This window comes from Nannocystis sp. RBIL2 (assembly GCF_026626745.1).
GTDB lineage: Bacteria > Myxococcota_A > Polyangia > Nannocystales > Nannocystaceae > Nannocystis.
Genome location: NZ_JAPNJW010000002.1, coordinates 1,684,705 through 1,698,562 on the forward strand (window position 1 = coordinate 1,684,705; position 13,858 = coordinate 1,698,562).

3 protein-coding genes are annotated in these 13,858 nt (G+C 72.9%); all 3 read right to left on the bottom strand.

Annotated elements, in window-relative coordinates; genetic code table 11:
- Positions 1-75: 75 nt before the first annotated feature.
- Positions 76-10,767 carry a tetratricopeptide repeat protein gene (locus tag OV090_RS31860; RefSeq protein WP_267708432.1) on the bottom strand — a complete coding sequence of 3,564 codons (10,692 nt, stop codon included), beginning with the start codon at positions 10,765-10,767 and terminating at the stop codon, positions 76-78.
- Positions 10,768-10,917: 150 nt separating this feature from the next.
- On the bottom strand, positions 10,918-11,559 hold the full coding sequence (rlmB, locus tag OV090_RS51065; protein ID WP_267708433.1) for a 23S rRNA (guanosine(2251)-2'-O)-methyltransferase RlmB: 642 nt from the start codon (positions 11,557-11,559) through the stop codon (positions 10,918-10,920).
- Positions 11,560-11,944: 385 nt separating this feature from the next.
- Positions 11,945-13,765 (bottom strand): ABC transporter substrate-binding protein, encoded by a 1,821-nt coding sequence (locus OV090_RS31870; RefSeq protein ID WP_267708434.1) that lies wholly within the window; start codon positions 13,763-13,765, stop codon positions 11,945-11,947.
- Positions 13,766-13,858: the final 93 nt, after the last annotated feature.

Below are 13,858 nucleotides of genomic sequence, written 5' to 3' on the forward strand. Positions count from 1 at the left end.
CCCTCGCGCCCTGTACTTCGAGACCTGTCCGAACGGACACGGGCGACGGGCGCGCGGCCCGTCGCCCGCACCGGCTCAGGAGGACGCCTGGATCTCCCGGATCTTGTTGCCCAGCTCCGGGTGCTCCGGGTCCTCCTCGAGGCCCCGGCGCAGCATCGACAGCGCCTTCGACGTCTCCTTCAGCCCCAGGTGCGCGTTGGCGAGGCGGAGGTAGATGTCGCCGCGGCGGACCATGCCCGACTGGTCGACGTTCTGCAGCAGCATCGCGCGGGCCAGCTTGAGCGAGTCGTCCCACGCGTTCTGGTGGGCGTAGACGTCGGTGAGGAGCACCATCGTCTCGGCGTTGGTGGTGTCGATCTTGTAGGCGTCCTTGAGCTTGTCGAGGGCCGACTTCATGTCCGGGGTCTCGCTGGCGAGCGCGATCCGGGCCATGCGCGTCAGGTAGTGCGCGAGCAGCTTGGTCTTCTTCGGCTGGGCCGAGGCGACCTGCACCAACCAGGCGTACATGCCGCCCGCGTCCTCGAAGCGGCCGCTGACGAACAGCGCGTCGGCGATCCGGCGGTTGATCTCGACGTCGTCCTGGACGACCTCGTAGACCGGCGCCAGCGCGCGCAGGGCCTCCTCGACATCGCCGACCTTCTCGACCAGGAGGTCGACGCGCTCGATGATCAGCTTGCGCTGCTCGTCGCCGGTAGCGAGGCTGGCGAGCAGCGCCAGCAGGTAGGCGACCTGCTCCCAGTAGCCCTCCTTGCGGCTGATCTCGAGCAGCGTGCGGGCCGCCTCGACGTTGGCCGGGTGGAGGTGGAGCGCCATCTCGAGGTGCTCGCGCTGCTTCTCCGGCGTCGCGGCCAGCCGCGCCAGGCGCAGCTGCAGGTCGGCGCCGACCGTGCCTTGCGGCTGCAACGCCGCGGCGCGCTGCAGCAGCTCCTGCATCGCCTCTTCGCCGCCCTGCTGCTCCTCGACCGCCGCCAGGGCCATCAGCGCAGGCACCGAGTTCGGGTCGGTCTGCAGCAGCTCGTTCAGCAGCTCGCGCGCCTTCTCGGCCTCGCCGAGGCGCTCCGAGTACAGCTCGGCCAGCCGCAGGCCGACCTCGCGCCGCTGGTCGACGCCGCCGACCTCGCGCAGGACCGCGAGGAACTGCTCGAGCAGCTCCGAGAGGTCCTCCCACTTCTCGGCGCCCTCGTAGAGCCGCCACAGCGCGACCAGGCTCGGCGTGTGCCGCGGCGCTTCCAGCAACAGCCGGCGATGACGCTCGATCGCCTCGTCGACGTCGCCGAGCTTCTCCTCCGACAGCACCGCCATCTCCTCGAGCACCGGCACGCGCTGGCCGGCCTGCAGCAGGTCGAGCTTGCGCTCGAGCACGTCGCGGACCTCACGCCAGTTGCCGAGCCGGCGCTGCAGGTTCTCGAGCTCTTGCATCGCCTGCAGGTCGTCGGGCCGGGCCCCGAGCATGTCGTTGTAGATCGTGACCGCGTCGTCGACCTTGCCGACCTCGACCTGCAGGTGGGCCAGCTTGAGCCGCAGGTTGCGGCGCTCGTTGTCGTCGGCGGTGATCGTGATCCGCTGGTCGAGGGCGGCGATCAGGCCGCCCGTGTCCTGCGTCGCCTCGAGCAGCTGCAGCAGCCGCGACCACGCCTGCTCGTGGCTCTGGTCGAACTCGAGCAGCGCCCGCAGGTCGGTGATGGCCGTGAGCGGCTCGGCCTGCATCTCGGCGACGTTGGCCGCCTCCTGCAGCAGCGGGATCGACAGGTCGGGGTTGCTCGCCAGCCGCGCGTAGCGGACCAGCGAGTCGTGCAGCGTCGGCAGCTCGCCGGCCGCGCGCGAGGCCATGATCTGCAGCTCGAGCGCCTCGAGGTTGTCGGGGTTCTCGGCCATCACCGGCGCCAGCGCGCGCAGGGCGGCGTTGTACTGGCGCAGGTCGCGGAGCAGGATCTTGGTCGTCTCGATGCACAGCTGGCTGCACGAGCGCTGCTCCTCGCGGGCGGCGTCGATCGCCCCCGCCATGAACTGCACCGCCTTGATCAGCAGCTGCTTGTTGCCGGACAGCGCGACCACCCGCTCGATCGCCAGCGGGTGCGCCGCGTCGAGCTGCAGCAGGTTGCCCCACGCCTCGAGCGCCTCGTCCGGCGAACCGCCGCCCTCGTCGACCAGGCGGCCGAGGTTCTCCAGCGCGGCGGCGCGGTCGGCCCCGGTCGCGGCCTGCAGGCGCAGCCGCGCCAGCTTGGCCAGGCCCGGCCGGTTGCCCGCCAGGTGGTACGAGTTCTCGAGCGGCTCGATGAGCGTCGGCCCGACCTCGCCGCCGGTCTTCTGCAGGCGGTCGAGCACCCGCTCGAGCCCGGCCACAGCGCCGGCGAAGCCGGGTCGCTCGTCGAGCGCGTCGCGGTAGGCCTCGGTCGCGCCGGTCAGCTCGCCGGTGTCGAACTCGGCGTCGCCGAGCCGCACCAAGATGTCGGCGCGGCCGGCCTGACCGAGCGCCAGCTTGGCCGACTCACGCAGGGCCCGGGCCAGCAGGCGCTTCTCGCCGCCGGCGCGGGCCAGGCGCTCGATGTGCCGCGCGGTCGCCTCGTCGGCGATCCCGGCGTCGAGCATCGCCGCCAGCAGCCCGAGCGCGCGGGCGCGGTCGCCGAGGATCTCCTCGGCCATGCCGGCCGCGGACTGGGCGATCAGCAGGCGCGCCGCCGGGTCGAGCGTCTCGACCGCGGACCGCCGCGCCAGCGACTCGACGTGCTCCTCGGCCCTGTCCAAAAGGACAGACAGGCGCGCCGTGTACTCGAGGACAGGTCGCATCTCGTCGGCGGCGACGCGGTCGAGCAGCAGGTTCGAGGCCTCGAGGCTGCCCCGCGGATCGTTGAGCCGCTCGTAGCGGATCCGCGCCAGCTGGCGCAGCGCCTCGGAGGCCTCGGACGGATCCTCGGTCAGCTCGGAGCGGGCCTTGTAGACCTCGGCGAGGTCGCCCCAGCGCCCGATCTGCTCGAGCTGCGGGATGACCAGCGTCGACGCGGCGTCCGAGCTGGCCTTGTCGCGGACCAGCCGCATCAGATCGCCGATCGCCTCCGAGTGGCCCGGCGTCACCTGGAACACCGACTCGTAGTGCGCCATCGCCCCGACGGCGTCGCCGAGCGGGCCGATGTTGAGCCGCGCAACCTCGAGCAGCAGGTTCACCCGCCGCTCGCGGCTCGGCGCGATCGCAGCGCGCTCGAGCATCACGTCGCCGGCCTCGCGGTGGCGGTCCTGCGCGAGCAGGGCCTGGGCCAGCATCCCCAGCGCCTCGTCGTCTTCAGGCGCGTCGAGCAGCAGCGCGCGCAGCGTCTCGATCTCGGCCTCGCGGTCGGAGCGGGCCTCGCGGTGGATCCTGGCCAGCTCCTTGCGCAGCGCGGTGCGGACCGCCGGGTCGTCGGCCGCGTCGATCTGGCGGTTGATGACCTCGTTCAGCAGATCGTACGCGCCGCGGGCGGCGTACAGCCGGCGCAGGCGGTTCATCGCGTCGGTGCTGTTGGGCTCGATGTCGAGGATCCGCTGCCACACGCCCTCGGCGGCCTCCGGCTGGCCGAGGCCCTCCTCGACCAGCCGGGCCAGGCGGCGCAGCAGGACGATGCGATCCTCGTCGTCCTCGGCGACGGCGACCCGCCGCTCGAGCACCCCGCGCAGGCCTTCGAAGTCGGCCAGGCCGGCCAGCGCCTCGTCGAGGAGCGCCAGCACTTCTGGCTGATCGGGCATGACCTCGAGGGCATGTCGCAACACGCGGGCGGCGCCGTCGTTGTCGCCGATGTCGATGGCGATCTGCGCCGCCTGCAGCTCGAGCGCGACCCGGCGGTCGGCGTCGGTCTGCAGCGTCTCGGCCTCGGCGGCCATCAGCAGCGCCTGGCGCAGCTCGTCGAGCCAGCCGTGGGCGCGCGCGATCTGCTGGATCTCGGCGTCGAGCGACTCGAGCACCCCGGCCGGGCCGGGCTCCGCGAGCGCGCGGGCCAGAGTGCGGAACGCGTACGCCTGGCCCTGATGGAGGCCGGCGTAGTAGGCCGCGATCTCGCGGTAGATCTGGTGGCGCTGCGCCGGGTCTTCGGTCTGCGTCAGCTGCCACTCGTCGACCGCGATCAGGCGCATCGTGTTGCCGGTGGCCTCGTAGATCGGCCGCAGCACCGCGAAGATCCGCACGCGCTGGACCTCGTGGGCCTCGGCCATCCGCTCGAGCGCTCCGACCGCGCCGGCGTTGCCCGGCTGCTCGCTGAGCAGCAGCTCGACGGTGTCGAGCGCCGCGTCGACGTTGCCGAGCCGCTCCTCCTGCAGGTCGGCGATGTTGAGCAGCACCACCTCGCGCTCGCCGAACGACTCGGTGCGGACCAGCCGCTCGCGCAGCAGCTCGATGAGGTCGTCCCAGCGCTCGCGCTGGGCGTAGACCCGCTCGAGCCGCGAGCGCGCCGCCTCGTGATCGGGCTGCGCCTCGAGCACGCGGCGGTAGGCGCGAATCGCCTGGTCGGCGTCGTCGAGGATCCCGAGCGACAGCTCGGCCAGGCGCTGCAGCACCTCGAGCTGCCGGCCCTCGTCGAGCGAGGTGTCGGCCTCGTGCCAGTACGCGGCCGCCAGCTCCGAGTACATCTCGGCCTGCGTCAGCGCCACCTCGAGCGCCGGGAACACCGTGCGGTCGTCGGGGCGGGCCTCGATGAGGCGCTGGTACAGCGGCACCGCGCGGCGCGGCTGGCCGAGCGCGACCGACCACAGCTCGGCGGCCTCGCGCACGATCGCCAGAGTGTCGTCGCCCTCGTCGCTCGCGTTGTCCTCGGCGTACTTGGTGTACAGCTGCGCGAGGTCCTCGACCCGGCCGAGCGCGTGGGCCAGGCGGTTCAGCAGCTCGCGCACGCTCGGGTCGGTCGGGTCCTCGGCGAACGCGCGGACGGTCGTGGTGAAGGCGCCCTCGAGGTTCTCGATCTGGTCCTCGTGGATCCGGGCGATCTTCAGGAGGATCGGGATCCGGGCCCGCACGTCGTCGCCGGCCTCGAGCAGGCGCAGCTCCTGGATATGGACCAGGCGCGGCCAGTCACCGACGGCGGTGAACACCGGCTCGAGCTGGGCGATGACCTGCGGCCGCAGATCTTCGTCGGCCAGGTAGCGCCCCAGCTGCTCGGTGCCGACGACGTACTCGGGGTCGGCCTTGAGCGCCTCGGCGAACTGCCGCAGGCCCTCGCTGAGGTCGCCGAGCTGCTCGCGGTACAGCTGCGCCAGGCGCAGGTGGGTGTCGACGAGCTCGCGCCCCGACAGGCCCTCGATCCGCCGGCGCAGGAACTCGGCCAGGTCGCCCCAGCGCTCGGTCTTCTCGTACAGCGGCCCGAGCACCGCCTGCACCTCGTCGCTGCGCTGCGCCGACGCGGATGTCTTTTGGTACAGGTCGATCGCGTCTTCGAGGCGATCGAGCTTGGTGCGGTACAGCTCGGCGGCGCGGATCAGGAACGCGTCGCGCACCAGGTCGCTGTCGCTGCGCTGGGCCCGGCGGACCAGCAGCTCGGCCAGCGCGGCGTAGTCGTTCTCCTCGACCAGCACCTGCTCGAGCGCCTCGGCGGCGGAGATGTCGGCGGGGCTGGCCTCGAACAGGCGCTCGTAGGCGCGGCGGGCCGAGTCGTTGCGGCCGAGCAGGCGCGCGATGCGACCAATCGAGCCGAGCATGCGATGCGCGACCGTCGAGCTGCTGACGTTGTCGACGTGGGCCAGGTAGGCGTCGTGGACCGCCTCGTGGCGGCCGAGCTCGTTGCCGAGGCGATCGATGCGATCGAGCACCTCGACGATCTCCTCCTGCTCGCCGGCCTCGGCCAGCGAGTCGACCAGCACCTCGAACGAGCGGCTCGGATCGCTGAGCCGCTCCTCGTGGGTGCGCGCGACCTGCAGCAGCGCGAGCATGCGGTTGCGCCCGGCCTCCTGGTGCCGCGCCTGTCGCTCCTCGAGGTCGAGCAGCGCGCGCCAGTTCTGCTCCGTCTCGTAGAGCGGATACAGCACCGCGATCACGCGGTCGCGGATCTCGTCGCGCGAGAGGTACTCGGTCAAGGTGGCGCGGGCCCGCTGGTCACGCGGGTCGAGGCGCAGCACCTCCTCGAGCAGCTCGGTGGCGTCGGCGTAGCGGCCGAGCTTGTCGCCGACGACCTCGGCGGCGCGGCCGAGCAGCTCGGCCTTGCGCTCGTCGTCGGTGGCGAGGGCGATCAGGCGGCGCAGGCCCTCCTCCGCGTCGGGCCAGCGCTCGAGCTCGATGTTGAGACGGACGATCGCGTCGAGCGCGGCCTGCGTCTCCTTGGGCGCGACGGCGAGGTCGACGATCCACTGGAACGCCTCGATCGCCTGGTGCGGATCGTTCAGGTGGTCGCGCTGGATCTCGCCGACCTTGCGCCACAGGCGAGCCTGCTCGAACGGGTCGTCGGTGCTCATCACCCGCTGGCGGAGCACGCGGCACAGCGCCTCCCACTCGCCGCCCTCGACGTAGATCCGCTCGAGAGCGTCGAGCGCCTGGAAGTTGCCGGGGTCGATGTCGAGGACCTCGACGTAGGTCGCCGCGGCGCCCTTGAGGTCCTCGAGCTTGTCGGCGTGGAGCTCGGCGATCTCGAGCAGGATCCGGACCTGCTCGGCGTCCTTGTCGATGTAGCGCAGCAGGCCGCGCAGACCGTCGACCAACGCCCGGGCATCGCCGGCGGCGCGGTGCAGCCGCGTCAGCGCCAGGGTCGCCCGCTTGGCCAGGTCGACGTCGCTCGGCTCGAGCGCGAGCAGATCGGCGTAGGCCTTGCGCGCGCCGTCGCGGTCGTCGAGGTGGGCGTCGAGCACGACCGCGATCCGCGACAGCAGCTCGATCTTCGAGTTGTTGTCGGGGAGCTTGGCCAGCGCCTGCTGCCACACCTCGACCAGCTCGCGCTGCTTCTCGAGCTCGACGCCGAGGCGCTGCAGCTCGGTGCGGGCGTCGGCGCGGCGCGGGTCGAGCAAGTAGGCCTCGCGCACGGCCGCGAACGCAGCCTCGGCGTCGCCGAGCTCGTTCTCTTCGATGCGGGCGATCTCGAGGAGGTGCGCGGTGGCGGCGTCGGTCGAGCCGAGCGCCTCGGCCTGGGCCCGGCGCACGCGCAGCACCCTCACCTGCGCGCCGTAGTCGCGGAGCGTGTGGTAGATCGGCTCGAGCAGGTTGGCGACCTGCAGCTGGACGTCGCGGTGGTCGAGCAGCCGTTCGAGCAGCTTGCGCGCGTGCTCGTGGTTCGGGTCGGCGGCGATGATGCCCTGCAGCAGATCGACGGCCCCGTAGGCGTCGCCCAGCTTGTCCATGCGCAGCCCGGCGCGGCGGCTGGCCAGGTCGTGGCGCTCGGCGTCGCCGTCGACGCGCTCGGCCCAGCGACCGAGCAGCTCCTCGAGCGCGTAGTGGTCGTCCTGGCGCTCGCTGTGCTCGTACATGCCGGCCAGAGTGGCCATGGCGCCGAGGTCCTCGGGCACCAGGTCGAGCAGCTCCTCGGCGGTGCGGGTCGCGACCTCGCGGTTGTTCAGCACGTCGCGGGCGATGGCGATGATCTTCTCGAGCAGGCGCTTCTGCTCGCCGGCGTCGAAGATGATGTCGGCGCGCCGGCGGTAGAGCTTGAGCAGCTCCTCGTGGGCGCCGCGGCGGGTCAGCAGCTCGTCGAGCGCGTGGTAGGCGACCTCGTGAGTCTCGTCGCGGTCGAGCAGCTCGGCGAACGCGGCCTCGGCCTCGTCGTACTGCTGGAGGTCGTCGCGCAGCGCGACGGCGCGGACCAGCAGCAGGTCCTTGTAGAGCGCCTGCTGCTCCTTCGTCACCGCCCGCCCCTCGGCCTCGGCGGCCTCCTCGGCCCGGCGCATGTTCTGAAGGATCTGCCCGTAGGCGCCCGCGACCAGGTCCATGCGCTGCAGCTCGCGGCCGGTCCGCTCGACCTCGCCGCGCAGCGCCGCGTCCTCGGGGTTCATCACGAACAGCTCGCGGCGGACGCGGAGCGCGTCGGCGCGGCGGCCCTCCATCTGGCTGTACAGCCCGGCCAGGCTGGCCAGCCCGTTCGCTCGCGTCGCGGCGTCGGGCTCGGCCATGGTGATGACTTCCATCGCCTCGGCCTCGCGGCCGTGGTCGTGGATGCTGCGGTAGTACGGCAGCAGCCCGCGCATGATGGCGAGCGCGCTCGACGGGTCGAAGCGGCGCAGCACCTCGAGCGCGTCGATCGTCGGCAGGTGATCGGGCTCGACGTCGAGGATCTGCAGGAAGCCGGCGATCGCCTTCTGCGAGTTGAGCAGGCGGGTCGCGTGCAGCTGCGACAGCTCGAACAACGCCGGAATGTGGTCGTTGCCGAGGTCGCCGCTGTCGAGCCGACGCTGCAGCACCTCGGCCAGCTCGGCCCAGCGGGCGCGGGCGCGGTAGAGCCGGGTCAGCGCGTCGAGGGCCTCGTGGTCGCCGGCGGCGAGGCCGAGGATCTCGCGGTAGGTCTCGATCGCGGCGTCGAGGTCGCCGACCTTGTGCTCCTGCAGCGCGCCGACGCGGCGCAGCAGCGGCAGGCGCACGTTGTTCTCCTTGGTGACCGACAGCCGCGTGAGGAACACGCCGGCGAGGTCGGCCCAGCGCGACGTCGCGGTGTAGATCTCCTCGAGCGCCGCGTGGGCCACCTTGTTGGCCGGGTCGAGGTCGAGGATCTGGCGGAAGAACCGCTGCGCCTCGAGCGGCTCGCCGAGCCGCTCGCGGGCGATCGTCGCCAGCTTGTCGAGCAGCTCGAGCCGCTCGGCGTTGTCACAGTCGGCCGCGGCAATCCGGCGCTCGTAGATCACGCTCAGCTCGGCCCAGCCGTCGGCCCGCCCGGCCGCCGCCTCGAGCCCGGCGCGCAGCACCCCGTCGGTCGGCCGCAGCTCGTAGGCCCGCGCGGCCCACTGCATCGCCTGCTTGGGGTCGTTCAGCTTCTGCAGGGCGATGTCGCGCATGACCGCGATCAGCTCGAGGCGATCGTCGTCGTCGGCCGCGCCGGCCAGCAGCACCTCGTAGGTCGCGAGCATGCGGGTCCAGCTGCCCTGCTCGCGGTAGATCGGCAGCAGCTCGCGGGCCACCGCGAGGTCGGTCGGGCGCAGCGTCAGCACCCGCTCGAGCGCCGTCAGCCCGCGCTCGGGCGCGTTCAGGCGGTCGCGCGCGAGGCCGGCGATCCGCTGGTACAGCGCGATCTGCGGGTCCTCGTCGGCCATCTGCTCGGCCGCCGCGTAGAGCACGTCGAGCACCTCGCCGAGGCGACCCTGCGCCTCGTAAAGGGCGACCAGATCGTCCCAGCGACCGGCGCCCACGTAGGCCTCGCGCAGCGCGTGACTGGCCTCGTGATGGATCGGGTCGAGGCGAGCCACCGCGGCCCAGGTCTCGATCGCAGCGCCCGGCTCGCCGAGCCGATCGGCCTGGAGGTGGGCCAGACGGCCGAGCAGCTCGACCTTGCGTACCGGCGCGTCGGCGGCGTCGATCTGGCGGCGGAGGACGTCGGCCGCCTCGGACCACCGACCCTCGCGCTCGTAGAGGGCGATCAGGGCGACGAAGGCATCCTCGACGTCGCCGTGCTGCGCGAGCACCTCGCGCCAGGCCGTGATCGCCTCTGCGCGGTCGTTGAGCTTCTCCTCGGCGATCCGGGCCAGGGCGATCCGCAGCTCGCAGGCCCGCTCGCCGCTGGCGCTGGCCAGCTCGTCCTTGCGCAGGTCGATGAGCGCGCGCCAGTCCTTGCGCAGCTCGTGGATCCGGGCCAGCGCGTCGCGGGTCTCGCGGTCGTCGGGCTGAAGGCGCAGCGCCTCGTGCAGCGGCTCCATTCCCTTGCTGGTGTTGTCGAGCTGGTCGACCCAGATGTTGGAGATCCGGCGCAGCATGTCGACCTGGCGCGGGACGTCCTTCTCGGCCCGCGCGGCGTCCAGCAGACGGCCGTAGACGGTGAGCAGGTCGTTCCAGCGGCCCGACGCGCCGTAGGTGTCGGCCAGCGCCTTGATGGTGGCGGCGTGGCGCGGGTTGATGTCGAGGATCCGCTGCAGGGTCGCCAGCGCCATCGCGTCGAGGCGCAGCTGGTCGCGGTACAGCTCGGCGATCTCGAGCAGCCGCGTGATCCGCTCGTCGCGGTTCTCGGGCCGGTCGGCCACGCGGTCGAACTCCTCCTTGAGCAGCTCGACCAGCGCCGTCCACTTCTGCCCCTCGCGGTACAGCCGCTCGAGCGCCTTGGCGGCGCGCGGGTCGTAGCCGTCCTCACGCAGCACCGAGCGCCACACTTCGATCGCGCGATCGATGCTGCCGAGCTTCTTCTCGGCGAGGTCGGCCATCTCGTGGGCGATGGCGAAGCGCTGGTCGGTGTCTTCCTTCTTCAGCGAGCGCCGCGCCTGCACCAGCACCTGCATGAGCTGGCTCGCGTCCGCATCGGACGAGAACATCTCGCGATAAAAGGCGAGGATCTGCGGATTGGCGGGCTCGTTGCGGCGGACCCGGCGGAAGTAAGGCTCGGCCTGGGTCGACTGGCCCGACAGCCGCCACACCACCACGCCCGCGAGCAGGGCCACGTCGTTGCCGGCGCCCTCGCGCGGGGCTTTCTGCGCCGCCAGCTTGGCGAACTCGACGACCTCCTCGTTGCTGGCGCCGTCGAGGATCATGCGGCCGACGACCTTCGCGGCCGCGTCCCCGGAGCCGGGGTCCTGCTTGGCCTCGGCGCGCGCCGCCGCCAGGTCGACCGATGCCAGCGACGTGGCGAGTTCACTGCGCCGTGCCGGGTCAGACGGTTGGGTCAGGAACTGAAACAGGACGGAGCGGAGTTCGGACATAGAAAGCCTCAAGGGGCGACGCCGCGGGGGGGCGTCCGCCGTGCGAGCGGCATGCGAAGGCTGCCATAGGGTGGCGAAGATTTGCGGCCTCCGCTAGGTCCTATTGCAGCCCGGCCGCGAAATCGCGGGGCGACTCGGACGCCCCCGGATTCACCCGCCGTCCCGCTCGTTTGGGGTCGTCGGGGACTCGGCCGGAGCAGGCGTGCAGAGGGTCGCGAGCGCCACCGCGGCCGCAGCGGAGACGTTGAGCGACGCGACTCCGCCCGCGCCCGGGATGGTCGCAAGAAAATCACAGGAGTCGCGAGTCAACCGGCGCAGGCCCGACCCCTCGCTGCCGAGCACGAGCACCAGCGCGTCCGGCATGCCATCCGCGGCGAGCCGGCGCAGGTCCGCGCCGGCCTCGGCAACCGTGCCGACCACCCAGAAGCCGACCTCCTTCGCCCGCGCCAGCGCGCGCGCCAGGTTCGTCACCTGACACAACGGCAACCTCTCGGTCGCCCCCGCCGACGCGCGCACGACCGTCGGCGTCACTGCCACCGACCGGTCGCGCGCCCAGAACACCCCGCTCGCCCCGAAGAATTCGGCGCTCCGCACGATCGCCCCGAGGTTGTGCGGGTCCTGCACGCCGTCGAGCGCTACCAGTAGAAGTTTCCGACCCTTGGGTGGCTCGACTTCAAGTAGCTCTTCAAGATCCCAGTCGCGCGGCGGCCGGGCGATCGCCACCACCCCGCGCGCCAGCTCGGGCGAGATCACCGCGGCGATCGCGTCCGGTGTACAGACATCGATCGCCACGCCGGGCGGAGCGTGACGCCGCAGCTCGAGCTCGTGCCCCGGCAGCGCGAGGATCCGTCGCACCCGCCCCGGGGCGCCCCGCAGCAGTTCGACCACCGCCCGCTCGCCGGGGACGAGGTAGTCGTCGCGACCGACCTGCGGCGCTCGCCGGTCCGCACCCGGAGCCTCGCCCGAACGCGGTCCGGGGCCAGCGCCCTGCGGCCGTGCACCGGCGCCTCGCGGGCCCGGCTTGTCCGGACGCCCCCCGCCGCCCTCGGGACGGGGGCCGCCCTGGGCCGTCCGCGGCCGGGCGCCACGCGGGTCCCGAGCAGGCTCAGCCGGGCCGCCCTGGCGACCACGCGAATCGCCGGCGCGGGGGGACCCGTGGCGGCCAGAAGACGACCCGTCAGCGGCCCTGGGGGCGCTCCGCGGGAGTGAGCGAGACGGCCGATTCGGTCGCGACAAAGCGACCGCTTTCTACCCTGAGCACGGCCGCCGCGGGAGGGGGCGCTGCCTCGGCGCCGGCCCACGCCTGGGCCACTGCGCGGTAGACCAGCCACGCCTGGTCCGGCGGGCCCGAGCCTTCCATCGCCGTGTACGCCTCGGTGAAGCCGGCCGCCTCGGGAGTTTCCCAGCCGACCGGCGCGACCAGGACGCCCTCGAGCACCTCGTGACCGGCCCCGATCGCCTCCGGCGAGCAACCCTCGGCGGTCGACAGCACCGGCACGCCGGGCTGCTTGGGCCGATCGATGACGACCCCGTCGCGGACCATCTGCCGCACCACCAGTTCCACCCGCCCGAGCTGGTCGGGGATCAACACGGCCGCCGACTTGAGGCTCGAGCGGACCGGCTCGAGGACCTTGCTGAAGCTCGTGGTGTTGGGCGGATAGTAGATGGATTTCAGAGACTTTACGCCCATCTTCGGAAGTGACTTCTCGAAGGCGGCGACGGCGCGTTTGCCGTACGCGTTGTCGGGCGCGAGGATGACCGCGGTGGTGCGGTTCGCGCGGCCCACCGCCTGGGCGAGCGCCGCGGCGCGGGCCTCGAGCGTCGGCGCCACCCCGACGACCTGGCCTGCGCCCTCGCCGGGGACGACCAGCCGGGCCCGGCCGCCGCTGGCGGCGGCGACCTCGGCGGCGGCCTCGACGTTGCCGGGGCCGACCGGGCCGACCAGCACCGAGGCCCCCGACGCGAGCAGGGCGGCCGCCGCCTGCTTGGCCTCGGCGGGGCTCGAGCCGGCGTCTTCCCAGGCGACCTGCAAGCTGCTGCCGGCCGGTCCGGCGAGCACGCGCACCGCCGCGGTCGCGGCCGCCAGCTGCACGTCGGCGAGGCCGGCGAACTTGCCGGAGCGCGGCAGGAGCAGGCCGATCCGCGGCGGCCCGCTCGTGCTCGCGACCTGGCAACCACTGACCCACGCCGGTGCGCCCGCGGGCGCGCTCCGACCCGCGCGCACGAGCAGGCACTGCGCGGCCGCGGTCCCGGCGGCCTTGCGCGCGGCGTCCTCGAGCGCGGTCGCGTCGAGGCCGCGCCACTGCTCGCGCATGCGAGCCTCGGCGAGAGCGGCCGCGGCGCTGCCGTCCTGCACGACCTCGCGCCACTGCGCGTAGGCCAGCGCCGCGCCCGCTCGATCGCCGAGTCGCTCGCGCGCTCGCGCGGTGGCGGCGAGGAGATCTGGACCGCGGTCGCCACGGGTCGCCGCGGCGATGGCCTGCAGGGCTGCTTGTGGATCCCCGACCTCGGCTTCGGCGAGCGCACGCGTGCGGCCGAGGTCCTCGGCCAGCTCGCGCTCCGGCGGGGCGAGATCGGTCCCCTGCGCGCGGACCTTGGCCGCGTCATCGAGGCCGGCGCGCGCCGATGCAAGCGCGGCCGCGTAGTCACCGCGCTCGAGGTTCGCGTTGGCCTTCAACTGATGCGCGGCCAGCCGGAGGTTGAGCGGCGGATCGCGGGCGAGCAGACGATCGGCGGCTTCGACGACGGCAGGCCCGGACGGGTCCTTCTCGTGAGCGGCCTGCACCGCGTCCCACTCGCCCTGGAAGGCCGGATCGACGCGGCCGGGATCGACGGTGCGCGTCGCCTGTCCCGCCGGACCGACGGCCTGCGATCCTCGACAGGCGCCGAGCACGGCGACCACCACCGCGGTGTGAAGGAGCGCTCGTCCGAGCGGACCTCCGAGCAACTTGTGGGGGCCCGGCGCTCCCGGTCGCAATCGTGCGGGCAAACGGCTCATGGCTGGCGAGCATACGCCGGCCGCGTCGACGGGCCCAAGCAATCGGCCATGCGTCCGCGGCGACCTCGTCCGCGCGAGCGCCGTCCGAACCCT

Excerpts from the sequence above, each read along its gene's own strand:
- OV090_RS31870 (WP_267708434.1), bottom strand. The coding sequence starts at position 13,765 with ATGAGCCGTTTGCCCGCACGATTGCGACCGGGAGCGCCGGGCCCCCAC.
- OV090_RS31860 (WP_267708432.1), bottom strand. The coding sequence starts at position 10,767 with ATGTCCGAACTCCGCTCCGTCCTGTTTCAGTTCCTGACCCAACCGTCT.